Source organism: Actinomadura chokoriensis (genome assembly GCF_041463665.1).
Taxonomy (GTDB): domain Bacteria; phylum Actinomycetota; class Actinomycetes; order Streptosporangiales; family Streptosporangiaceae; genus Spirillospora; species Spirillospora chokoriensis_A.
On record NZ_JAXCEJ010000002.1, the window covers coordinates 258389 to 280636 of the forward strand.

At 71.8% G+C, this 22248-nt stretch carries 19 protein-coding genes; 11 read left to right on the top strand and 8 right to left on the bottom strand.

What is annotated here, in order from left to right:
• Positions 1–25: 25 nt before the first annotated feature.
• The 4 genes from SM418_RS04570 to SM418_RS04585 all read right to left on the bottom strand — a co-directional run bounded on the left by SM418_RS04570 (position 26) and on the right by SM418_RS04585 (position 5104).
• Positions 26–376, bottom strand: a complete 351-nt coding sequence (locus SM418_RS04570) for a DoxX family protein (protein WP_371939273.1) — start codon at positions 374–376, stop codon at positions 26–28.
• 2 nt (positions 377–378) lie between these two features.
• Positions 379–1233 (bottom strand): sigma-70 family RNA polymerase sigma factor, encoded by an 855-nt coding sequence (locus SM418_RS04575; RefSeq protein ID WP_371966044.1) that lies wholly within the window; start codon positions 1231–1233, stop codon positions 379–381.
• 86 nt (positions 1234–1319) lie between these two features.
• A complete protein-coding gene (locus SM418_RS04580) occupies positions 1320–2780 on the bottom strand; it encodes an HNH endonuclease signature motif containing protein (protein WP_371939275.1) in 1461 nt (486 codons plus the stop codon).
• Positions 2781–3529: 749 nt separating this feature from the next.
• Positions 3530–5104, bottom strand: a complete 1575-nt coding sequence (locus SM418_RS04585; protein WP_371939276.1) for a carboxylesterase/lipase family protein — start codon at positions 5102–5104, stop codon at positions 3530–3532.
• 481 nt (positions 5105–5585) lie between these two features.
• On the opposite strand from SM418_RS04585, the gene SM418_RS04590 reads away from it, so the two are divergent.
• Both SM418_RS04590 and SM418_RS04595 read left to right on the top strand, forming a co-directional pair.
• Positions 5586–6890: an MFS transporter gene (locus SM418_RS04590; protein ID WP_371939277.1), complete on the top strand. Its 1305-nt coding sequence runs from the start codon at positions 5586–5588 to the stop codon at positions 6888–6890.
• Positions 6887–8644 carry a glycoside hydrolase family 2 protein gene (locus tag SM418_RS04595; RefSeq protein ID WP_371939278.1) on the top strand — a complete coding sequence of 586 codons (1758 nt, stop codon included), beginning with the start codon at positions 6887–6889 and terminating at the stop codon, positions 8642–8644. The genes SM418_RS04590 and SM418_RS04595 overlap by 4 nt, the downstream gene beginning before the upstream one ends.
• Positions 8645–8673: 29 nt before the next feature.
• Here SM418_RS04595 and SM418_RS04600 read toward each other — a convergent pair whose 3' ends face one another.
• A complete protein-coding gene (locus tag SM418_RS04600) occupies positions 8674–9657 on the bottom strand; it encodes a DUF2804 domain-containing protein (protein ID WP_371939280.1) in 984 nt (327 codons plus the stop codon).
• Between the two features lie 205 nt (positions 9658–9862).
• Here SM418_RS04600 and hpnC point away from each other — a divergent pair, with 205 nt between their 5' ends.
• Genes hpnC through hpnH form a run of 6 tightly spaced genes read left to right on the top strand, consistent with a single transcriptional unit; the run spans position 9863 to position 17133 of the window.
• A complete protein-coding gene (gene hpnC, locus SM418_RS04605; RefSeq protein WP_371939281.1) occupies positions 9863–10744 on the top strand; it encodes a squalene synthase HpnC in 882 nt (293 codons plus the stop codon).
• Positions 10741–11658 (top strand): presqualene diphosphate synthase HpnD, encoded by a 918-nt coding sequence (gene hpnD, locus SM418_RS04610; protein ID WP_371939282.1) that lies wholly within the window; start codon positions 10741–10743, stop codon positions 11656–11658. Before hpnC ends, hpnD begins: the two co-directional genes overlap by 4 nt.
• 52 nt (positions 11659–11710) lie before the next feature.
• The gene (hpnE, locus tag SM418_RS04615) at positions 11711–13087 is read left to right on the top strand and encodes a hydroxysqualene dehydroxylase HpnE (protein WP_371939283.1); all 1377 of its coding nucleotides are present in this window, start codon (positions 11711–11713) and stop codon (positions 13085–13087) included.
• Positions 13088–13142: 55 nt separating this feature from the next.
• Complete coding sequence (locus tag SM418_RS04620; protein ID WP_371939284.1) at positions 13143–14153, top strand: polyprenyl synthetase family protein; 1011 nt, start codon at positions 13143–13145, stop codon at positions 14151–14153.
• A gap of 17 nt (positions 14154–14170) precedes the next feature.
• Positions 14171–16129, top strand: coding sequence for a squalene--hopene cyclase (gene shc / locus SM418_RS04625; protein ID WP_371939285.1), 1959 nt, complete (start codon positions 14171–14173; stop codon positions 16127–16129).
• A complete protein-coding gene (hpnH, locus tag SM418_RS04630; RefSeq protein ID WP_371939287.1) occupies positions 16129–17133 on the top strand; it encodes an adenosyl-hopene transferase HpnH in 1005 nt (334 codons plus the stop codon). The genes shc and hpnH overlap by 1 nt, the downstream gene beginning before the upstream one ends.
• A 45-nt stretch (positions 17134–17178) precedes the next feature.
• On the opposite strand, the gene SM418_RS04635 is transcribed toward hpnH, so the two are convergent.
• Positions 17179–19155, bottom strand: coding sequence for a bifunctional phosphatase PAP2/O-acyltransferase family protein (locus tag SM418_RS04635; protein ID WP_371939288.1), 1977 nt, complete (start codon positions 19153–19155; stop codon positions 17179–17181).
• A 226-nt stretch (positions 19156–19381) separates the two neighbouring features.
• Between SM418_RS04635 and SM418_RS04640 the strand changes: the two genes are divergently transcribed.
• Both SM418_RS04640 and SM418_RS04645 read left to right on the top strand, forming a co-directional pair.
• Positions 19382–20044: a PadR family transcriptional regulator gene (locus SM418_RS04640; RefSeq protein ID WP_371939289.1), complete on the top strand. Its 663-nt coding sequence runs from the start codon at positions 19382–19384 to the stop codon at positions 20042–20044.
• 2 nt (positions 20045–20046) lie between these two features.
• The gene (locus SM418_RS04645; protein WP_371939291.1) at positions 20047–20529 is read left to right on the top strand and encodes a DUF1707 SHOCT-like domain-containing protein; all 483 of its coding nucleotides are present in this window, start codon (positions 20047–20049) and stop codon (positions 20527–20529) included.
• 90 nt (positions 20530–20619) lie between these two features.
• Here SM418_RS04645 and SM418_RS04650 read toward each other — a convergent pair whose 3' ends face one another.
• Positions 20620–21549, bottom strand: a complete 930-nt coding sequence (locus SM418_RS04650) for a LysR family transcriptional regulator (RefSeq protein ID WP_371939293.1) — start codon at positions 21547–21549, stop codon at positions 20620–20622.
• A gap of 74 nt (positions 21550–21623) precedes the next feature.
• Here SM418_RS04650 and SM418_RS04655 point away from each other — a divergent pair, with 74 nt between their 5' ends.
• Entirely contained in the window at positions 21624–21791 is a 168-nt protein-coding gene (locus SM418_RS04655) for a hypothetical protein (protein WP_371939294.1), read from the top strand.
• 53 nt (positions 21792–21844) lie between these two features.
• Here SM418_RS04655 and SM418_RS04660 read toward each other — a convergent pair whose 3' ends face one another.
• Positions 21845–22228, bottom strand: a complete 384-nt coding sequence (locus SM418_RS04660; RefSeq protein ID WP_371939296.1) for a PPOX class F420-dependent oxidoreductase — start codon at positions 22226–22228, stop codon at positions 21845–21847.
• Positions 22229–22248 lie beyond the last annotated feature (20 nt).

Here is a 22248-nt window from a genome sequence, read left to right on the forward strand (position 1 = left end):
CAGCCAGTGCCGTCCCGCGGTACATCTAGTTGTTGATCGCGAGTGTCAGCGAGGCGACGGCCAGGGCGAGGTAAGCGCCGGGGAAGGCGATGTTGTAGAAGACACGGGCCCGTACGTGGACGGCGACGGCGATGGCGAAGAAGGCCACGAGCCCGGCGGCCGCCGCGATCCCGATGGCGTCGAGGCCGAGCAGGCCGAGGACGAGCCCGGCCGCGCCGGCGCCCTTGAGTGCGGCCAGCAGCGGCAGCAGCGAGCGCGGCACGCCCACCTCGGCCGAGTTGGCCAGGACGAATCGGGCCTTCGCGAGGTCTGCGACGACGATCGCGGTGTTGATCGCGACCGTGGCGAGGGTGACGACGACGTAGGTGACGAACATGGTCAGTCCTCGATGTTCAGCAGGGCCAGCCGCCGGGGGTCGGCGATGACGTCATAGTGGACGATGAGGCCGTCGGCGATGTGGAAGGCCAAGGCGGCGAGCGGGCCGCCTCCCACCGCGATGCCGGGCCGTCCGTCGATGAGGACCAGGCGTGCCCGCCGGGCATTGGCGCGCATCGCGCGGGCCTCCTCGATCACGGCCTTCCTGCCGTGCACCCGTTGCGGGGCGCCGGGGCGCAGGATCTGCGGGTCGGCCGTCCGCGTCACGTCGGGGTGCAGAACGTGGACGAGTCCGTCGATGTCGCCCTGCTGGGCGGCCTTCATGAAGGCGCACACCACTTCTCGGGCCTCGCGGGCCTCCTCGTCGGGCCACCCGGTCCGGCGGACGCGGACGCGGGCGCGGCTGGCCAGCTTCTTCGCCGATCCCGCAGTCGTGTCCAGGATGTGGGCGATCTCCTCGAAGGGCGCGCCGAACACGTCGTGCAGGATGAGCGCGACGCGTTGCGGCGGCGTGAGTTCCTCGACCACCACCGTGAACGCCGCGGTCAGTTCACCGGCGAGCAGCGCGATCTCCTCCGGGTCGTCCCCATCGGCGGGGACCGGCAGATCCTCGGGGCCCCGGGGTTCCTCACGGGACCGTCGTCGCAGCAGGTCCAGGCACAGCCGGGTCACCACGGTGGTCAGCCATGCCTGCACGTTGCGGATCTCGTCGACGTCGGCATTGACGTACCTGGTCCATGCTTCCTGCACGATGTCCTGCGCGTCGGCGTCCGATCCGAGGACGCGGAACGCCACCGCCAGCAGGCGCGGACGCTCCCGGTCAAAGACCGCGACCCGATCCGTGTTCTCCACCGCCACGACGCCTCCTGTCCTTCGGTTGCCGTCCGCCTTCCAGACGCAGCGAAAGCACAAAAGGTGACCCGCACCGGAACACCGGCGGCGCGCTATTGCCGGTCGGGGCGGACGATGTACCAGGCGCCTGCTGGTGTGACCCAGATCAGCAGGCCGGGCCAGACTTGGACGAGCCTCCAGTCGGGGCGCTGCTTCAGCCTGTGGTGGCGTCGGCAGAGAGGCGCCAGGTTGCAGCGGCAGGTGACCCCGGGCCGCCATGGCACCGTGTGGTCGAGGTCGCACCGGTGCGATGGCTGGTTGCAGCTCGGGAAGACGCAGGTCGCGTGCCGGGCCTCGATTTCCCGACGCAGCGCGACGGGTGGCCGGTAGCCGGGTCGACCGTGCACTTCGTCATCCCCGCGGCAGGCCGCCTCCCGGGCCTCGGCAAGCCCGCGCTGGATCCACCGCACGGCACGCCGGATCTCTCCTGGCAGCTCGCGCGACGAAACGCGACCACCCACCTGGGTCAACCGCTGATCGATCACATCCGCCAGCACCGAGAGCTCGCCTTCACCGCCGTGGCGCCCCTCCGAGCCTCCGCTCGGTAGGGGGCCGCGTGTGATGTCGGACGATGGTGTGCCCGATGCGCCGTTCGGCATGGTCACGGTGAGGGATGTGTGACCGGGCGGGCTCGCGGGAGCGGAAGGCACGTCGTCGGGACGGGAAACCAGGTCGGCGTCAGCGCATGGGTTGGCGAGGAGGTCGCGGATCGCGTCGGGGAGGGGCGAACCCCGCAGGAGGTGGGTGGCCAGGTCGGCACGGATGGTGTTCAGGGAACGGGTGTCGCCGTCGTGTCCGATGCCGTGCGCGGCGGCGGTGATCTTGTTGTAGATGGCGTGGGCGTCCTCGGGAGCCAGGTCGCACAGTGCCAGATCAGAGGTTCCGGACGGGTTGTCCCACAGCTCGACTCGACGTCGCCGAACGGCGTCCCGCTTGCGTTCTTCGATGGCCTCGGGTGCCAGGCGCTGGACGATCCGCCTGATCCGGCGGCGCAACTGCCCGGTTGTCTGGGTGGACGCCTTCTCCAGTGCGGCCGCCTCGACCCGTTCGACGACCGGTTCGGGCAGTTGGTCGGTGAGGTCGCATACGACCCGGGCTTTCGCAAGGTCGATGCGTCCGGCCTCCAGGGCGGCACCGGTGGCGGCGAGGGGGCCGGTGAGGTTCTCGGCGAGGTGAAGGAGGGTGGCGGAGGCGTTGCTGGTGATGGTGAGCGCGGCGGCGACTTCTTCGGTGACCGATTCGCGGGCCGACAGGATCCGGTAGTCGGGGTCGCCATCGGCTTCGGCCTGGGTGCGGCGCTGGGCGAGTTCGGCGATGGCGGCCAACTCCCGCGCCTGCGCCCAGGAGGTCTGGCGACGCGCGGCGGCTGCGACCTGGAGCAGCTCGTCGTCGGTCAGATCGGCCAGACGCTCTTTTCCGCCGGACAGGCAGATGGCCAGTTGCGGGCCGGGAGGGAACCACTCCCGATCCGCCCATTCACGCTGGTGACCAACGATTTCTGCGGGGACCGACACAAGAATTCACCTCCAACCCGATTCCACTGCCTAATTGTATCGCGACCTACCGTTAACGTTGGCGGACATTCTGGACACGCCACATTACTGTCACCTTTATCTTCTGCCCGCCAACACGAAAGGACGCTCCTTGCACTCAGCTCCCATCCAACGGTCAGCGCGGGCTGCGCACGGCTTTATCGGGTTGGGGTGGTTGCTGCAGGTGGACAGCTGAGGCAGCCCCCGCAGCCTGGCACGAACAGTGCAGGTGGTCACCAGGCTGGAGTCACGTTGGTTGCGGTCGCGGGTAGAGGATTCGTGCCTAGCCGAAAGGCGAACGCGCGGTACGGTCACAAACGCGCGCTTCGCGCGCCGGGCCCAAAGACCGAAGCCCCTAGCCGCCCTCACTCCCCGTCTCTAGCTCTTCTTGCCGCGCGTAGCGCGGCGGCGGCAGCAACCACGTACCGAGCCATACAATAAACACGTATCCCAGCCACCTACCGCAACCAACGTGACAGCAACCGGCGGCAAGGGAAAGGGGCGCACCCACCTTCGGAAGGCCACCTCAGCCGTCCACCCACACCGACCACGCTTAAACCGATAAAAAGAAGACCTCAGCCCCGCACACGACGCCAGCGGACACGACCGACAAAAACCGGGGACAACCCGGAAACACAAGCTCGCTTTTGAAGCGGAGCTCCGTGAGGCGCCCGGCAAGAACGTTGGTGCTGATTTCACCGTTCGGCTTGTCGAGCGCCTCCGCCAGCGCGTTAGAGGGAGTTCCAGAAGGAGCAGTTGCCGGACTCGGCTGTGTCGGTTCGGTGGATGCCACCTGGCCCGGACGCCAGCGACAAGACGTCGTTCGGTGATCGGAAACGCGGCCATGACGGCGCCTGGCGCGCCTTCGGGATGCCGCTGCGGGCGAAGGACGTCCAGTAGCCCACCATGGCGTCGGAGAGGCGCTGCTGCTCCGCGTTCAGGTCACCGAACAGGCCCGGGAACAGGAACGTCAACTCGCTGGTGTGCTCGGCGCCCTCCTCGAATCCCGGGACGTCCACCAGCGGTGGAGCGGCGCGATCGGCGAACTGGTACGCGTACACCGGGACGCCCGCACGATCGAGCAGCGCAAAAGCGTCTTGGTGTGCGCACGCCGACAGGATCTCGTGGGAATCGGTCTGCAGCGTCGCCAGCGCGATCCTGGGGTCGGGGAAGTCCGCCGCCGGGTAGCGGGCCAGTATCGCGTCCGCGTCGGCGCCGTAGGTGGAGCGGACGATCTCCTCGTACTGAGCCGCGGTGATGGGGTCCGGGTAAGAGAGGGACACGAACAGGCGCATCTCGTCCAGTGTGTTGCCGTGCATGACCGGCACCCGGTTGAAGCGGCCCCGTTCGATCGCCTGCTCGGGCTGCAACGGCAGGACGCGGTCGCCGCCCGCGACGGGGCCCGCGTCCGTGGCCTTGGCCTCGAAGCTCTGCAGCACCGTCTTGACGGGTGCCGCGCGCAGGCAGGCGGCGACGGCGGAGACCGAGCCCTTGTCGCACCCCATGTCCTCCGCGATCGCCGCCCCGTCGCCCTCGGCCGCCGCTACGGTGCGCGCGGGCGCGGTGCAGGTGTAGCTCTGCGCGATGATTTTGTGGAACAGGCCGGCGGCGGTCGGCGAGGCGAGGTTGGCGCAGGTGTTCAAGGCCCCGGCGGACTCGCCGAACAGCGTGACGTTTCCGGCGTCCCCGCCGAACGCCTCCGCGTTGCGCCGTACCCAGCGCAGGGCGGCCTGCTGGTCGAGCAGGCCGTAGTTCCCCGACTGGTGGCGCCGGTCGGGGCCGGTCTCCAGGTCCGGGTGCGCGAGCCAGCCGAAGGGGCCGAGGCGGTAGTTGATGGTGACGACCACGACGTCGCCGTCCACGGCCAGTTTGGCGGCGTTGTGGACGCTCGCGGTGCCGGTCGTGTTACCGCCACCGTGCACCCACACCATGACGGGCAGCCGGTCACGGCCGTGCGTGCGGGCCGGCGTGGTGACGTTCAGGTAGAGGCAGTCTTCGACGTAGGACGTCTCACCGCCGTAGGGCGGAGGGAGTTGCGCGCATTGTTCGCGCGGGGACGTGGCGTCGTACACCCCCTGCCAAGCGCGCGCCGGCTGCGGTGGCCTGAAGCGCAGGCTTCCGGTCGGCGGTGCGGCATAGGGGATGCCCTGGAACAGCCGGTAGTCGGGTTTCACCTGGCCTCGCACCGGTCCGAGGTCGGTGCGGACGACGGCGGACGGTTCCGGCACCCGGTGCTGAGCCCCGGCCGGAGCCGCCCCTCCTAAGACGAGGGCGGATACGAGCAGTGGGATGGCGGTGAGCCTCACAGAGTCCCCTTTCGGTGCGACACCACATCTGACGCCCCCGATGCCTGGATCCCGCGGGACCAGACCCCCGATCTCTCCGATCCAAATGACAACGCGATCCCAGGGAGGGTGCAAGCGACCTACGCACAGATCATCCAAATAGTGATGATTGTGCTGCCTCGTCCGTTACACAGAAACATCGCCTTGTTGGGACGACCAGGCCGTTTCGGACCAATACCACTCACGTCACAGGGCCCGTCAAGGCGTCTCGCCCGACGGCCTGATAGTGGCGGATCAGCCAGGCAAGCGACCGTTGAGGCGCCGCCGGCCGATGTCGCCGCTCGGGGCGGGATTCTCCCGCTCCAGGATCGCCATCGCCGTCAGCGCCAGCCCGGCGGCCCCACCGATCGGTCGGCGCCCATGCGCACGACTTCGCCCCTCCACAACCCGGTGGCGGTCGGGTGTGAATAGTCCGGTATGTAATAGTTGTACTGTCTCGTCCGTGACAACGGGAAACACCCTCTCGCTGGGACGACGGCTCTGGACGATGCTGATCGCGCTCGGCTTCGTCGGCCAGCTCGCCTGGACCGTCGAGAACATGTACCTCAACGTGTTCGTCTACGACACGATCAGCGGGAACCCCGACGTGATCGCCGCGATGGTGGCGGCGAGCGCGGTGGCGGCGACGGTCGCGACGATGACGATCGGCGCGCTGTCGGACCGGCTGGGGCGCAGGCGCGCGTTCATCGCGGGCGGCTACATCGTGTGGGGGCTGTCCACGGCGGCGTTCGGGCTGATCAGCGTGGACACCGTGGCCTCGATCGCGCCGGTCGCCGACGCGGTCGTGTTCGCTGCGGTCAGCGTGATCGTCCTCGACTGCGTGATGTCGTTCCTCGGGTCGGGCGCGAACGACGCGGCGTTCCAGGCGTGGGTGACGGACGTGACCCGGACCGAGAACCGGGGGCGCGTCGAGTCGGTGCTGGCCGTGATGCCGCTGATGTCGATGCTCGTCGTCTTCGGCGGGTTCGACTGGATGACGCGGGACGGCCAGTGGTCGCTGTTCTTCCTCGTCATCGGGCTGATCATCGCGGCGGCCGGGGTCGTGGCATGGATCTTCGTCCGGGACCGTCCGGTGGAGCGGCACGCGGGCGGGTACCTCGGCGCGCTCGTGCACGGGCTGCGGCCGTCGGCGATGCGCGCGAACCCGGGGCTGTACCTCGCGCTCTCCGCGTGGTGCGTGTGGGGGATCTCCACGCAGGTCTTCCTGCCGTATCTGATCATCTACCTGGAGCGGTACCTGGACATCGAGGGGTACGCGCTGGTGCTCGCCGTCGTCCTGACGGGCGCGTCGGCGGTCAGCGTGCTGGCCGGGCGGATCGTCGACCGGGTCGGGAAGGTCCGCTTCCTCGTGCCGGCGGTCACGGTGTACGCGGCGGGGCTGCTGCTGATGCCGCTCGCGCGCGGCATGGTGTCGGTGATCGGGGCGGGGCTGGTGCTGATGTCGGGGTTCATGCTGGTCCTCGCCCCGGTGGGCGCGCTCGTCCGGGACTACACGCCGCCGGGACGGGCCGGGCACGTGCAGGGGCTCCGGATGGTGTTCGCCATCCTCATCCCTATGATCATCGGGCCGTATCTCGGCGCCGCCGTCATCAAGGGCGCGGACGAGCGCTACGAGGACCTCGGCGTGCTCAAGCACGTCCCGACGCCTGCCATCTTCCTGGCGGCGGCGGCGGTCCTGGTGCTGATCGTCCCGCCGGTGGTGGCGCTGCGCCGCCGGGACGCGAGGACGAGGGAGGCCGTGCGATGACGCTGCTCACCAGGTGGGGCAAAGTGCTCGATCCGGAACTGGTGCTGCCGGAGTATCCCCGGCCGCAGCTCGTCCGGGACAGTTACCTCAACCTCAACGGACGCTGGGAGTACGCGTTCGCGGACGAGGAGCCGGCCGAGTACGACGGCGAGATCGTCGTGCCGTTCTCGCCCGAGTCGGCGCTGTCGGGCGTCGGCCGGCAGCTCCGCCCGGACGAGACGCTCTGGTACCGGCGGAGCGTCCGGCTGCCGGACGGGTTCCGTCCCGAGGGCCACCGGGTCCTGCTGCACTTCGGCGCGGTCGACCAGACGTGCCGCGTGGCGATCAACGGCCGGGAGGCGGGCCGGCACGAGGGCGGCTACCTCCCGTTCGCTTTCGACATCACCGAACTCCTTGAGGACGGCGACAGCGACGGCGACGCCACCGGCACCCTCGTCGTCGAGGTCCGCGACCCGTCCGACACCGGCGACAGGGGCTGGGGGAAGCAGAAACTCAAGCGCGGCGGCATCTGGTACACGGCCCAGTCGGGCATCTGGCAGACGGTGTGGGTCGAGTGCGTGCCCGAGGTGCATGTCGAGCGGCTCACGCTCGTCCCGCACCTGGACGAATCATGCGTCGAAGTGACGGTCCACGCGGCCGCGACCGACCAGCCGGCCCGCGTCGAGATACGGGCGAACGCAGAGGTCGTCGCGCACGCTGAGACGCCGGCCAACGAACCCGTCCGGATCCCGATTCCGGACGTCCGCCCGTGGAGCCCCGAAGATCCCTTCCTCTACGAGGTCGCGGTCGAACTCGGCTCAGACCGTGTCGAGAGCTATGTCGGGATGCGGTCGTTCGGCGTCGGTCCCGACGGGAACGGTGTCCCGCGCCTCCTGCTCAACGGCCGCCCGTACTTCCACGCAGGCGTCCTCGACCAGGGCTACTGGTCGGACGGCATGTACACGGCGCCGTCCGACGAGGCGCTGGTGCACGACATCGCCACCATGAAGCGGCTCGGCTTCACGATGCTCCGCAAGCACATCAAGGTGGAGCCGCTGCGCTGGTACCACCATTGCGACCGGCTCGGCATCCTCGTGTGGCAGGACATGGTGAACGGCGGCGGCCCGTACCGGCCGGAGGTCATCACGGCGCCGGCCGTGTCCCCGCTGCGGCTCGGCGACCGGAGGCACAAGCTTTTCGGGCGCGCCGACGCCGCCTCCCGCGAGCGCTTCCGCGCGGAGACGCGGGAGACGATCGAGCACCTGCGCAACGTGGTGAGCATCGCCGTCTGGGTGCCGTTCAACGAGGGCTGGGGCCAGTTCGACGCGGCGGACGTCGCCGCCGAGGTCAGGGCGCTCGACCCGACGAGGACGATCGACCACGCCAGCGGGTGGCACGACCAGGGGGCCGGTGACCTGCGCAGCCTGCACGTCTATTTCCGCCGTTTCCGGGTGCCCCGCCGCCGCGATCGGCGCGTGCTCGTCCTCTCCGAATACGGCGGATACAACCTGCGCGTCGACGGCCACGCCTTCAACGACAAGGACTTCGGCTACAAGCGCTACGACTCCCCCGGCCGGCTCGGCGCCGCGTTCGCGCGGCTGCACGCGCGGCAGATCGTCCCGGCGATCCCGCGCGGGCTCAGCGCGACCGTCTACACCCAGCTCTCGGACGTGGAGGACGAGCTGAACGGCCTCCTCACCTACGACCGCGAGGTCTGCAAACTGCCCGAGGACCTGGTGCGCTCGGTGAACGCGCGCCTCACCGGCGCCGGGTGAACCCGCGGCTCACCAGCGCTCGGCGCGGCTTACCAGCGCTGGCGGGCCTCCTCCGCCCACCCGGTGAGGCCGTCGAAGTCGATCCACGCGCCGTCGTCGGTCTGCACGCGCCCGCTGAAGTGCCCGAAGCACTGGTGGGTCTCGGTGCCGACGACGCCGAGTTCGGTGCGCGAGACCTTCTCGTGGAAGGGCCGGAACTCGACCTCGACGCGCTTCCCGCCGATCGTCCAGGGGCGCAGCCAGTCGGCCCGGTCGTAGGTCCAGGCCAGTTCCTCGCCGATCTTGTGGATCCGGCCGTCGACGAACAGCGCGTTCTCGGTCATGCCGGTGCCGTCGGTCCACTTGCCGCCGAACTGCAGGGCGAGGCCGGGACCGCTCGCGGCCGCCCAGTTCCACGTCATCCGGTACGGCCATTTCCCCCGCCCGTGGTCGAGGACGGCGAAGGCACCTTCCCCGACCTCGTGCTCCCCGGACGGCAGCGTCAGCCGCCCCCGCACCGGACGCCCGACGTCCTTGACGGTGTACTGGAAACGCCGCGGCCCCCACGGGATCACCACGCCGAGCGACTCGTGCCCGTCCGGCAGCGGAATCTCGACATCGAGATCGATCAGCCCCGGTACGAGCGCCCGGACCCGCGACCCCGCCGGGCGCTGCTGGACGCCGACCGCCGCTCCCCCGCCCCGCACGGACGCCTCGCCGGCACCGCTGCGATCGGGGAAGACGGCGCCGCGCGCAAACGGCACCACGGCGTCCTTTCCGATCTCCTCACCGGTCTCGCGGTCGAGCACGTAAGCGCCGTGCACCCCGGCGTAGTCGAGGGACGAGGCCACCAGCCCGATGATGTGCCGGGGCGTGACGATGCCCCAGTACTCCCACCGCTTCGCCCGTCCCCACCCGCGCAGGTTCGCGCGGTGCAGCGGCCGCCGCGTCCAGCCGACCGCGTCCGGGTTCAGCCGCCCGTCCGGCAGGCACAGGTCGACGGGTTCGGTTATCTCGCGTTCGTGCGTCCTCATTCCCCGAGCCTACTGACCGGGCGTCGACCACCGGTCGGCCGCCGTGAGGCCACCCTTTCGGCCAACCTGGCCCATGTGCGCAGCGGCCTGTTCAATGGCCTCGACGCCGGGGGCCCTGCAACGGTTCAGGGGCCGGGCAGGCGCCGTTTAAATAAGTCCATACCCTGGCCAGAGTTTCTCTGGTGCCGGACCGGTCGATCTCTCCATGGTGATCATTGAACCGCTCTGGAGCGTCGAGGAGCACGATCGCGCGCTGGACCGGCTCGCGGCGCGGGAGAACTTCCCGGTGGCGGCGCGGCTGCTGCCCGCCCGGCACCGCGCCGACCTGCGGGCCGTCTACGGGTTCGCGCGGCTCGTCGACGACATCGGCGACGAGGCGCCGCGGGAGCAGCGGGCCAAACTGCTCGGCCTGGTGGACGACGACCTGGACCGCGTGTTCGCCGGGCGGACCCCGAACCTGCCGCAGTTACGGCGGCTGGCCTGGACGGTGCACGCGCACCGGATCCCGGAGGAGCCGTTCCGCGATCTGGTCCAGGCCAACCGCCAGGACCAGGTCGTCCACAGGTACGAGACTTTCGATGAGCTGAGGGACTACTGCGCGCTGTCCGCCGCGCCCGTGGGGCGCATCGTCCTGCACGTGTTCCGCGCGCACCGGCCGGCCCTGGAGGCGGCGTCCGACGACGTGTGCACGGCGCTGCAGGTCATCGAGCACTGCCAGGACGCGGGCCAGGACTACCGGGGCGGGCGCATCTACCTGCCGGGCGAGGACCTGCGCCGCTTCGGCTGCGCCGAGGAGGACCTGGCGCGCCCGGTGACGCCGACGCGGCTGCGCGGCGTGCTGGCACTGGAGGCGGGCCGCGCCGCCGAACTGCTGGACCGGGGCGCGCCGCCGCTCATGGCGGGCCTGACCGGGTGGGCGCGGATCGCCGTCGCGGGCTACGTGGCGGGGGGCCGCGCGGCGCTGTCGGCCCTGGCGCGCGGACGGTACGACGTCCTCGCCCGCCGGCTGCGCCCCCGGCACGCCGCGCTGTCCGCCAGATGGGCACAGACGCTTTCACGGCGCGCGCTTAGGGGGGAATGGCGATGACGGTTTCGGAGGCTTGCGAGCGGTCCGAGCAGGTGGTCGAGGCGTACCGGCACTGCGAACGCGTGGTGCGCGACGAGGCCCGCAACTTCTCCTACGGGATCCGGCTGATGCCGGCGCCGAAGCGGCGGGCGATGAGCGCGATCTACGCGTTCGCGCGCGGCATCGACGACATCGGGGACGGCCCGGAGCCGGCGTGCGTGCGGCTCGACCTGCTGGACCGGTCGCGGCGGCGGCTGCTGACCGTGCAGGACGTGCTGCGCGGGCGGGCGGACGTCCGGACGCTGGAGGGGCACCCGGTGCTGACCGCGCTGGCGGACGCGGCGGCCCGCTACCCCATCCCCCTCGACGCGTTCGACGAGCTGATCGACGGCTGCGAGAACGACGTGCGCGGCGCCGACTACGACACCTTCGACGACCTGCTGCGGTACTGCCAGCGGGTCGCGGGGACGGTCGGGCGGCTGTCGCTCGGGGTGTTCGGGTCCGACGGCCGGCAGCGGGCGGAGGGCCTCGCCGACTCGCTCGGCGTCGCGCTGCAGCTCACCAACATCCTGCGCGACCTGCGCGAGGACCGGCTGACGGGACGGATCTACATCCCGAAGGAGGACCTCGTCCGGTTCGGCTGCACGCTGGAGCTGGACGAGGCGGGCACGTTCACCGACCCGCCGTGGCGGCTGAACGAGCTGGTCGTCTTCCAGGCGGAGCGGGCGCGGGCCTGGTACGCCGAGGGGCTGCGGCTGCTGCCGCTGCTGGACCGGCGCAGCGCCGCCTGCACGGCGGCGATGGCGGGCATCTACCGGCGGCTGCTGGAGACGATCGCGGAGCGTCCGGCGATCGCGCTGAACGGCCGGGTCTCGCTGCCGACGTGGCAGAAGGCCGTCGTGGCGGCGCGCGCGCTGTCGGGGGTGGAGCGGTGAGCAGCGCCGAACCGGCGGAGCCGGGACACGCACCGGCCTCGGGGGTGGAGCGGTGAGCGTGGTCATCGTCGGGGGCGGGCTCGCGGGCATCTCCGCCGCCATCTCGCTGCAGGAGTCGGGCGTGCCGGTCACGCTCGTCGAGTCCCGGCCGTGGCTGGGCGGCGCGACGCACTCCTTCGTCCGCGGCGAGCTGAGCGTCGACAACGGGCAGCACGTGTTCCTGCGGTGCTGCTCGGCGTACCAGGGGCTGCTGCGCAGGCTCCGCGCCGACCACCTGGTGGAGGTGCAGGACCGGTTCGACGTCGCCGTCCTGCGGCCGGGCGCGAAGGCGGCGCGGCTGCGGCGGTCGCGGCTGCCGAGCCCGCTGCACCTGCTGCCCGCGCTGGCCCGGTACTCGCCGCTGCCGCCCGCCGACCGGTTCCGCGCGGTGCGCGCCGCGCTCGGGCTGGGCCGGCTCGACCCCGCCGACCCGGTGCTCGACACGATGCCGGCGGGGACGTGGCTGGCCGAGCACGGGCAGCGGATGTGGGCGCGGCAGGCGCTGTGGGGCCTGTTCATCACCGCCGCGCTCAACGCCGAGGTCGACGAGGCGGCGCTCGGCCTGTCCGCGATGGTGTGCAAGCGGGCGCTGCTCGGGCGCGCCGACGCCGCCGACATCGGGGTTCCGCTCGTCCCGCTGGAGGAACTGCACGGCGGCCCGGCGCTGCGGCGCATCGCCGAGATGGGCGGGACGGTCCGGCTCAAGGCGAAGGTCGAGGCCGTCACCACCGACCCGAAGGTGGTGGTGGACGGGGTGCCGATCGCCGCCGACGCGGTGATCATGGCGGTGCCGCACGAGGCGGCGGCGCGGCTGCTGCCCGCGCAGGCGCTGCCCGACCCGCTGCGCTGGCCCGAGCTGGACGCCAGCCCGATCGTGAACGTGCACGTCGTCTACGACCGGAAGGTCCTGGACGCGCCGTTCGCCGCCGCGGTCGCCTCGCCCGTCCAGTGGGTGTTCGACCGGACGGCGGTGAGCGGGCTGCGCCGCGGCCAGTACCTCGCGGTGTCGCTTTCGGCCGCCGACCGCTGGATCGACATGCCGACCGCCGAGCTGCGCGCCCGGTTCGTCCCGGAGCTGGCGCGGCTGCTGCCCGCCGCGCGGGGCGCCGCCGTCCGGGAGCTGTTCGTGACGCGGGAGCGGCGGGCGACGTTCCGGCAGGGCCCGGGAAGCGCGGCGGCCCGGCCGGGTGCGGTGACGGCGGCGCCGGGGCTGTTCCTGGCGGGCGCGTGGACCGACACCGGCTGGCCCGACACGATGGAGGGAGCGGTGCGCAGCGGCCTCACCGCCGCGCGGCTGGTCCGCCGCCACCTGGCGGGTGCCGGGGCCCCGGAGCCGCGCATCGCCGCCGTCCTTCAACCGATCCGCCCGGAGCAGGTGAGGGCCCTGTGACGGCGTCCACCGGCCCTCAGCCGATCCGCCACCGCCTGGAGAAGGTGAGGACCCCGTGACCGCCGTTCCGGTGTCGATGACCGATGTTCGCGAGCTGGTCGACGGTGCGCTGCGCGCGGCCGTCGGGCGGCTCGACCCGCGCACGTACCGTGTCGCGGCCTACCACCTCGGCTGGGCGGACGAGGAGGGCCATCCGCGCAAGACACCCGCGGGGAAGGCGCTCCGTCCGGCGCTCGCGCTGCTGTCGGCGCGCGCCACCGTCGCTCCGCCGGAGAGCGCCCTGCCGGGTGCCGTCGCGGTGGAGCTGACCCACGCGTTCTCGCTCCTGCACGACGACATCATGGACCGCGACCGGACGCGCAGGCACCGTCCGGCGGCTTGGACGGTCTTCGGTGAGGCGTCCGCGATCCTGGCCGGCGACGCACTCCTCGCCCTTGCCGGTGAGGTCCTGCTGGAGGCGCCGGGGCAAGGCTCAGCGCGGGCGGCGCGCGCGCTGGCCGCGGCCACGCGCCGCCTCATCGCGGGCCAGTCGCTCGACATGGACTTCGAGACGCGCAGGCAGATCAGCGTGGACGAATGCGTCGCCATGGCGTCCGACAAGACCGCGGCGCTGCTGGCGTGCTCCTGCTCCATCGGGGCCGTCCTGGACGGGGCGCCCGAGTCGCTCTCGGTCGCGCTGGAGGCGTTCGGAACGGACCTCGGCGTCGCGTTCCAGCTCGTGGACGACCTGCTCGGCATCTGGGGCGACCCCGCGATCACCGGGAAGCCTGCCATGTCGGACCTGCGGTCCCGCAAGATGTCGCTGCCCGTCGTGGCCGCGCTGAACTCCGGCGCCCCGGAGGCGGCGCGGCTCGCCGAGCTGTACGCGCGGCCGGAGCCGTCCGAGGAGGACCTGGCCGAGACCGCCGCGCTCGTCGAGGCGGCCGGCGGGCGCGCCTGGGCCGAGATGCAGGCCGAGAGCCGCGTCCAGCGCGCCGCCGAGCATCTGCTGTCGGCCCGGCTGCCGGACTCCGTCCGCGCCGAGTTCCTCCGCGTGGCCGACTTCGTCACCCGCCGGGACCACTGAGAGATCCGGGATCATCGATGACCACGCTGGAAACGCCGGAAACACAGCAGCGCACCGGGCCGCGGACGGCCGCCGAGGCGCTGGACGCCGCCCGCGACCACCTGCTGCTGCTCCAGTCCCCGGAGGGCTGGTGGAAGGGCGAGCTGCAGACCAACGTCACGATGGACGCCGAGGACCTGCTGCTGCGCGAGTTCCTCGGCATCCGCACCGGCGAGGACACCTTCGAGTCGGCCCGCTGGATCCGGTCTCAGCAGTCCGCCGACGGGACCTGGGCGAACTTCCATGACGGCCCGCCGGACCTGTCCACGACCGTCGAGGCGTACGTGGCGCTGCGGCTCGCCGGGGACCTGCCCGGCGCCGCGCACATGGGACGCGCCGCCGCCTACATCCGCAGCGAGGGCGGCCTCCCCGCGACCCGGGTGTTCACCCGGTTCTGGCTGGCGATGTTCGGCCGCTGGCCGTGGGACGAGCTGCCGGTCCTGCCGCCGGAGATGGTGTTCCTGCCGCGCTGGTTCCCGCTGAACGTCTACGACTGGGCGTGCTGGGCGCGGCAGACGATCGTCCCGCTGACGGTGGTGGGCGCGCTGCGTCCCGTCCGGCCGCTGCCGTTCACCCTGGACGAGCTCGTCCCCGACTACGACGTCCCGCGCAAGGGGAAGCGCGGCCTGCCCGGCTGGGACGAGGCGTTCGGCGCGCTCGACAAGGCCCTGCACGTGTACCAGCGGCGCCCGCTGAAGGGGCTGCGGGAGGCGGCGCTCCGCCGCGCCGGCGAGTGGATCGTCGCCCGGCAGGAGCGGGACGGGTCGTGGGGCGGCATCCAGCCGCCGTGGGTGTACTCGCTGCTGGCCCTGCACCTCCTCGGCTACGGCCTGGACCACCCGGTCATCCGGCGCGGCCTGGACGGCCTCGAACGGTTCACGATCCGGGACGAGATGGGACGGCGCCTCGAGGCGTGCCAGTCCCCCGTCTGGGACACCGTCCTCGCGATGAACGCGCTCGCCGACGCGGGCCTGCCCGCCGGGCACCCGGCCCTGGAGCGGGCCGCCGAGTGGGTGATCGGCGAAGAGGTCAGGGGGCCCGGCGACTGGTCGGTGCGGCGGCCCGGCCTGCCCCCGGGCGGCTGGTCCTTCGAGTTCGACAACGACTGCTATCCCGACACCGACGACACCGCCGAGGTCGTGATCGCGCTGAACCGCGTCGAGCACCCGCGGGCGGAACCGGCGATCGAGCGGGGCGTCCGCTGGATGGCCGGGATGGTGTCCAGGGACGGCGGGTTCGGCGCGTTCGACGCCGACAACACCCGCGGGCTCTGCCGCAAGCTGCCGTTCTGCGACTTCGGCGAGGTGATCGACCCGCCGTCCGCCGACGTCACCGCGCACGTGGTGGAGGCGATGTCGCACCGCGGGATGGCCGACTCGCTGCTGGTCAAGCGGGCCGTCGTGTGGCTGCTGAAGGCGCAGGAACCGGACGGGTCGTGGTTCGGCCGGTGGGGCGCCAACCACGTGTACGGGACGGGCAGCGTCGTCCCGGCGCTGATCGCGGCGGGCGTCCGGCCGGACAAGCCGGTGATCCGGGACGCGGTCGGCTGGCTGCGGCGGCACCAGCGCGACGACGGCGGCTGGGGCGAGGACCTGCGGTCCTACCGCGACCGGACGTGGGTCGGGCACGGTGCGTCGACCGCGTCGCAGACGGCGTGGGCGCTGCTCGCGCTGCTCGCCGCCGGCGAGCGGGGCCCGGTCGTCGAGCGCGGGGTCCGCTGGCTCGTCGAGCACCAGCGCCCGGACGGGACGTGGGACGAGGACCACTTCACCGGCACCGGCTTCCCCGGCGACTTCTACATCAACTACCACCTGTACCGGCTGGTGTTCCCGCTCTCGGCGCTCGGCCGGTACCTGCGGCAAGCCCCGTCCCCCCGCGCGGGCGCCGACGCGGCCGCGCCCGGCGAACTGAACGGCGAGTCGAAGGAGAGTTCCTGATGGGGATGCCACTGCGGCAGAGCCTGCGCGTCGGCGGATACGTCCTGCGCAAGAAGCTGTCCGGGCAGTCGAAGTTCCCGCTGATCGTCGAACTGGAGCCGCTGTACGCGTGCAACCTGGCGTGCGCGGGCTGCGGCAAGATCCAGCACCCGGCGGACGTGCTGAAGCAGCGGATGCCGGTCGAGCAGGCGGTCGCGGCGATCCGCGAGTGCGGGGCGCCGATGGTGTCGATCGCGGGCGGCGAGCCGCTCATGCACCCGCAGATCGGCGAGCTGGTCGACCGGCTGGTGAAGATGCGGCGGTACGTGTTCCTGTGCACGAACGCGGCGCTGATCCCGAAGAAGATCGATCAGTTCCGTCCGTCGCGGTACTTCGCCTGGGCGGTGCACATCGACGGGCTGCGGGAGCGGCACGACGCGTCCGTCTGCAAGGAGGGCGTGTTCGACCAGGCGGTCGAGGCGATCCGCATGTGCCAGGAGCGCGGGTTCCGGGTCACGACGAACACGACGGTGTTCAACACCGACACCCCGCAGACCGTCATCGACGTCCTCGACTACCTGAACGACGATCTGCGCGTCGACCAGATGATGATCTCGCCGGCGTACGCCTACGAGAAGGCGCCCGACCAGGAGCACTTCCTCGGAGTGCAGGAGACGCGGAACCTGTTCCGGAAGGCGTTCGCGGACGGCCGGCGCAAGCGCTGGCGGTTCAACCACTCGCCGCTGTTCCTCGACTTCCTCGAAGGGAAGGCCGACTTCCGGTGCACGGCGTGGGCGATCCCGTCGTACTCGCTGAAGGGCTGGCAGCGGCCCTGCTACCTGATGGACGACGGCTACTGCGACACCTACCAGGAGCTTCTCGACACCACCGACTGGGCCGCCTACGGGCGGGGACGTGACGACCGGTGCGCGAACTGCATGGCGCACTGCGGCTACGAGCCCACCGCCGTGTTCGCGACGATGGGCTCCCTCAAAGAGTCGCTCCGCGCGATCCGCAGTGTCTGAGCCGCACCGGCCGCTCCCGCAGCGGGGGTGGGCGCTTCGGAAGGTTCAGGCTCTGCGGAGTTCTTCGATGACGTCGTGGACGGCGTCCATGAAGGCGTCGGCGTCGCCGGTGAGGCCGGGATCGAGGGAGAGGCCGAAGCACAGTTCGCGGTCGACGCCGAGGGCCGCGATCGCGAGCGGGGCGCCGGGGGCGAGCGGGACGATCGGGTACACGGCGGTCAGGGGCGCACCGGCCAGGCGTAGCGGCTTGTCGGGTCCCGGAAGGCTCGACACGGTGCCCTGCAGGAACCGGCCGCTGTAGGACATGCGGGCGAAGCGGGCGTGCAGCGGCGCGGGCATGACGCGTCCGGCCTGCCACATGACGAACCAGGCGGCCTGCGCGCGGGTTCCGGAGCGCAGCACGCGGCTGCGTTCGGCGATGAGCGCGAGGCGGTCGGGCTCGGCCATCTTCCCGACCGGCAGGTCCACCATGGCGGCCGTGGTGTGGTTGCCGACCATCGCGCTGCCGGGCGGCCGCATCATGAGCGGCACGGCGACGCGGCAGGTGTCGGGGCGCCCGTCGTCCTCGCTGACGACGCGGTTCAGCGCGCCCGCGACCGCGCACAGGACGACGTCGGTGACCCGGGCGTCGTGGCGGCGGCCGACGTCCCGCACCTCCGCCAGCGGAAGGTGCATGCTGGCGAACCGGCGCTCGGAGGTCCCGCCGGCGGGCAGCCGCTCCGGCCTCGTCACGGCGCCGGCGAGCTGGCCGAGCCCGACCACGGTGGCGAGCGCCTTCCGCAGCGGCCTGCTCGGGAAGCTGGCGCCGAGGTTGTCGGGCGGCGGCTCCATCAGGTACATCGCCTGCGCGACGATCCCGACGCCGTCGGCGACGACGTGGTGCATCAGGTAGACGACGGCGGTCCGGCCGGGCTCGGCGCCCTTCATCACGACCATCCGCCAGGGCGGCCGGTCGAGCGGCAGCCGCTCCGACTGGATCTCGGCGACCGCGGCGCGCAGGCCGGGCATGCCGTCGACGTGCCGTTCGGCGACGTGCCACTCCCAGTCGACGTCGTGGTGGTCGCGCCAGACCGGGCGGAGCCAGGGGCCCCGCCGGACGAGCCGCTGCCGGAACCGGGGCAGCCCCGGCAGCCGCTCCTGGACGACGCGGACGAGGTCGTCGCGCCCGACCTCGTCCCGCGAGGTGTCGAGCATGATGACGCCGCCGGCCTGCTGCGGGGCGGCGGGCGTCTCCACCGCGAGGAAGAACGCGTCGGGGCCCTGGATGCGGGCGTCGCGCGGACGGGCGATGCGTTGAGCGAGGTACACGGGGACCACCACGAAGGGTACGGCGGCCACCGCGTCCAGCAGGAAGTGGTTCGCGGTCGCCAGGATGACGTACAGGGTGAGGAGGATGTGGGCGGTGTTCAGCCACTGCACCCACCGCCTGGCCTTGACGCGGGCGAGCTCGACGCCGACCCACAGCGTCCAGGCCATGTGCAGGGACGGGACGGCGGCGAACCGGTCGGCGTGCTCGACGACCGGCGAGCCCCATGACCCCCAGGTGCGGCCCTCGGTCACGGTGTCGATGAACCCGAGGTCGTGCATCAGCCGCGGCGGCATCACGGGGAACAGCGCGAAGCACGCGAGACCGGCCAGGTTGAGCATGACGAAGGCGTTGCGGGCCGTCCGGTACCGGGCGGGGTGCCGGATGAATAACCAGGTGAGCAGCGCCAGCGCGCTTGCGATGTAGGTGATCGCGTACTCGTAGTTCGCGACGACGCGCCAGACCGGCTGATGGGCGAGCCAGGCGTTGAGGGCGGGTTCGACGTCGATGTGCAGGACGCGCTCCAGGCGGTACAGCGCCTCGCCGTGCGCGCGCGCCGCCTGCTGCCCGCCGTGCTCCGGGAGCATCGTGACCAGGGAGTAGACGGCGAAGAGCGCCAGGCCGAGCAGCACCTCGTTCCGGACGCGGGGCCTGCCGCCCGTGACGCCCGGTGTGCCGACCGCGTCCCGTGCGGCCACGACCTCGTGTGTGCCCATCGTCCCCTCGGACCGGGTGGTACCCAAGATTCGCAAAATCAGACGGCGATGCCCGCTATCGGAGATCATGCCCGGTTCACTCGTAGCGAAGCGCGGGGCGATCCGGCGGAATGCCGGGGAACCAACTGGCCCATCCGTACGTCTACGATATATCGTTGTCGTATCGCGAAGGATCAGAGAGAGATCTCAGAAGGTCTCGGAAGATCGCAGAAGGTGGGTGCGGAACATGGGACACAGGCACGGACCCGGCCCCTGGGGGCACGGTGATTTCCCGAACTTCGGCGCGCTGTTCGGCGGCGCCCCCTGGGGGCCGCCCGGCGGGTTCGGTCACGGACCCGGCCCGCGTCCCCCGTGGGCGCGCGGGCGCGGCGGTCCGTGGGGCCGGGGCCCCGGCGGCGGCAGGGCCCGCAAGGGGAACGTCCGCGCGGCGATCCTCGTGCTGCTGGCCGAGGAGCCGCGCAACGGCTACCAGATCATCCAGGAGATCAACGAGCGCAGCGGCGGGGCGTGGAAGCCGAGCCCCGGCGCGGTCTACCCGGCGCTCCAGCAGCTCGCCGACGAGGGCCTGATCGCCGGCGACGAGTCGGGCGGGCGGCGCACCTTCCACCTCACCGACGAGGGCAGCGCCTACGTGTCCGAGAACGCCGACCGGCTCGCCGAGCCGTGGGCGGAGATGACGCCCGAGTTCGGCGAGGGCGTTCCCGAACTGTTCAAGCAGGTTGCGCAGACGGGGGCCGCGGTGATGCAGATCGTGCACTCCGGCTCGTCCGACCAGGTCAACCAGGCGAGGGACGTCCTGGCGGAGACCCGGCGAAGCCTGTACCGCATCCTGGCCGACGACCTCGGCACCGAGGACCCGGGGCCGACGGCCGCCGAAGACGAGGAGTAGCCATGGCACACCAGGACGAGATCCGCATCGGCGACGCCGAGCGCGACGCCGTCATGGTCGCCCTGCACGACCACTTCGCCAAGGGACGGCTGGACCGCGACGAGCTGGACGAGCGGCTGGACGCCGTGCTGTCCGCCAGGACGCGCGGCGACCTGCGCACCCTCGTCAAGGACCTGCCGTCCCCGACCGGGCTGCCCGAACCCGAACCCGCGCGGGCGGGGACGGCGGCGCCCGTCTTGTTCGGCGGGCCGGGGCACCCCGCGTGGCGGCAGCATCACCGGCACATGGCCCGGCATCACCGGCACGGGCCGCCTTTCCCGGCGTTCCCGCTGCTGCTCGGAGTGTTCCTGGTCCTCGCCTTCACGGCCGGGCCGGGCACCGGGTTCCTCGCCGTCCTGCAGATCGCGCTGGTCGTCTGGGTCGTCCGCGCGGTCCTGCTGGCGTTCGGGGTGCGGCGGTCGCGACGGCATCTTCCCGGCGCCTGACGCGGCTCAGGGACGCGGCCCAGCGCGGCGGCGCCTGATGCGCGACGGCGTCGTGGCTGGACGTCCCGCAGACGATCGCGGCGCGGTCGCTCAGGCCGCGGCCGCCGGGACGCAGTGGCCCGGGACGGCGTCGTGCAGGGCGTCGAGCCCGCGCACGATCAGCGGGTTGTCGCGGCTGCCGCGCCGCACGCAGGTCAGGACCCGCCGCTTCGGGACGACGTCCCCGGTCAGCGGGACCCGCACGACCGGCTGGTCGGACGGCCCGCCCGCCAGCCGCGGCACGAGCGACACCCCGAGGCCGTTCGCGACGAGCGCCCAGATCACCGACCAGTTGGCGGCATGGTGCGCGAACCGGGGCGTGAAACCGGCGGCGGCGCAGTACGTCATCACCTGCTGGCGATGGGCGCAGACCTCGGGATCGGTGGTGATCCACGTCTCGGCCGCGGCGTCCTCCAGCCGGACGCCGGGGCGCCGCGCGGCCGGGTGCCCGACCGGGACGATGAGGTCGTAGGCCTCCTCCAGCAGCGGTGCGCGGTCGAAGCGCGGGTCGCCGGGCGGCGGCGCGTCCGGGACGGGCTCGATGACGGCGATGTCGGTCGCGCCGGCGGCGAGGAGCCCCAGGGCCACGTCGGTGTCGCATTCGCGGATCTCGACCCTGAGATCCGGGTCGTCCCGCAGCAGGGCGCCGGCGGCCGGGGCGACGAGACCGCCGACCGCCGTCGTGAACCCGCACATGCGCAGCGGTCCGACGGCCCCGGCGCGGTGCGACTCCAGGTCGGCGAGGGTCTCCTCCCACTTCGCCAGCAGCTCGTCGGCGTGCTCGATCAGCAGGTGCGCGGCCGGGGTCAGCCTGACCTTGCGGCCCTGCGGCTCCAGCAGCGGCACCTTCAGCTCCCGCGCGAGCTCGCGCAGCTGGTGGGAGACCGCCGACGGCGTGAGGTGCAGCGCCTCCGCCGCGGACGTGACCGTCCCGTGCTGGTGGACGAGCCGGAGCATGTGCAGCCGCCGCAGATCAATCATGTAACCATCTTGCACGATTCCATGAGAAAACCTGAAATAGACGGCAACGTTCGACCGGTCGCAGACTGGGTGTCATGAGCAATCGGAACACGCTGGTCTCCCGGCATCTCACCAGTGACGGCGTCGTCGTCTGGACCCGCTGCGCGTGCGGACGGCTGCGCATGGACCTCGTCCCGACCGCGGGCGCCCCCGGCCTGACCGCCGGCCCGTGCCCGCACGCGCATTCGCCCAGTCGAGAATGACCGCGCATCACACCGTCCGGCGGCTGCCCCCGCAATCACCTACTCGCAATCACCTACTCGAGGGTGACCTCGTAGTGGAGGGTCCGGTAGTGCTTCATCCGGTGGGCGAGCGGCACCGCGAGTCCCTGCAGCAACGGGTGCTTGCGGGCCAGCAGACGGCGGATCGGCTGCGACTCTTCCTCGGTGAGCAGCCGGACGCGCCCGTGCACCTCCGGGCCGGTGACCTTGCCCCGGAAGGTGCTCGGCGCGAGCTCCACCTCGGGGTTGCGCGCCAGTCGCTTCGACTTGAACGCCTTGTCGTAGGTGCGGAAGTAGGCGTGCTCGCCGCGCACGACGACGTTCACGGGCGTCCCGACCGGCGTCCCGTCCTTCCGGTAGGACGTCAGCAGGACGGTCCGCTGCCTTCTCAGCTTCTCGAGCTTCGTTGTGGTGTCCATGACCAGATGACGGGATACCC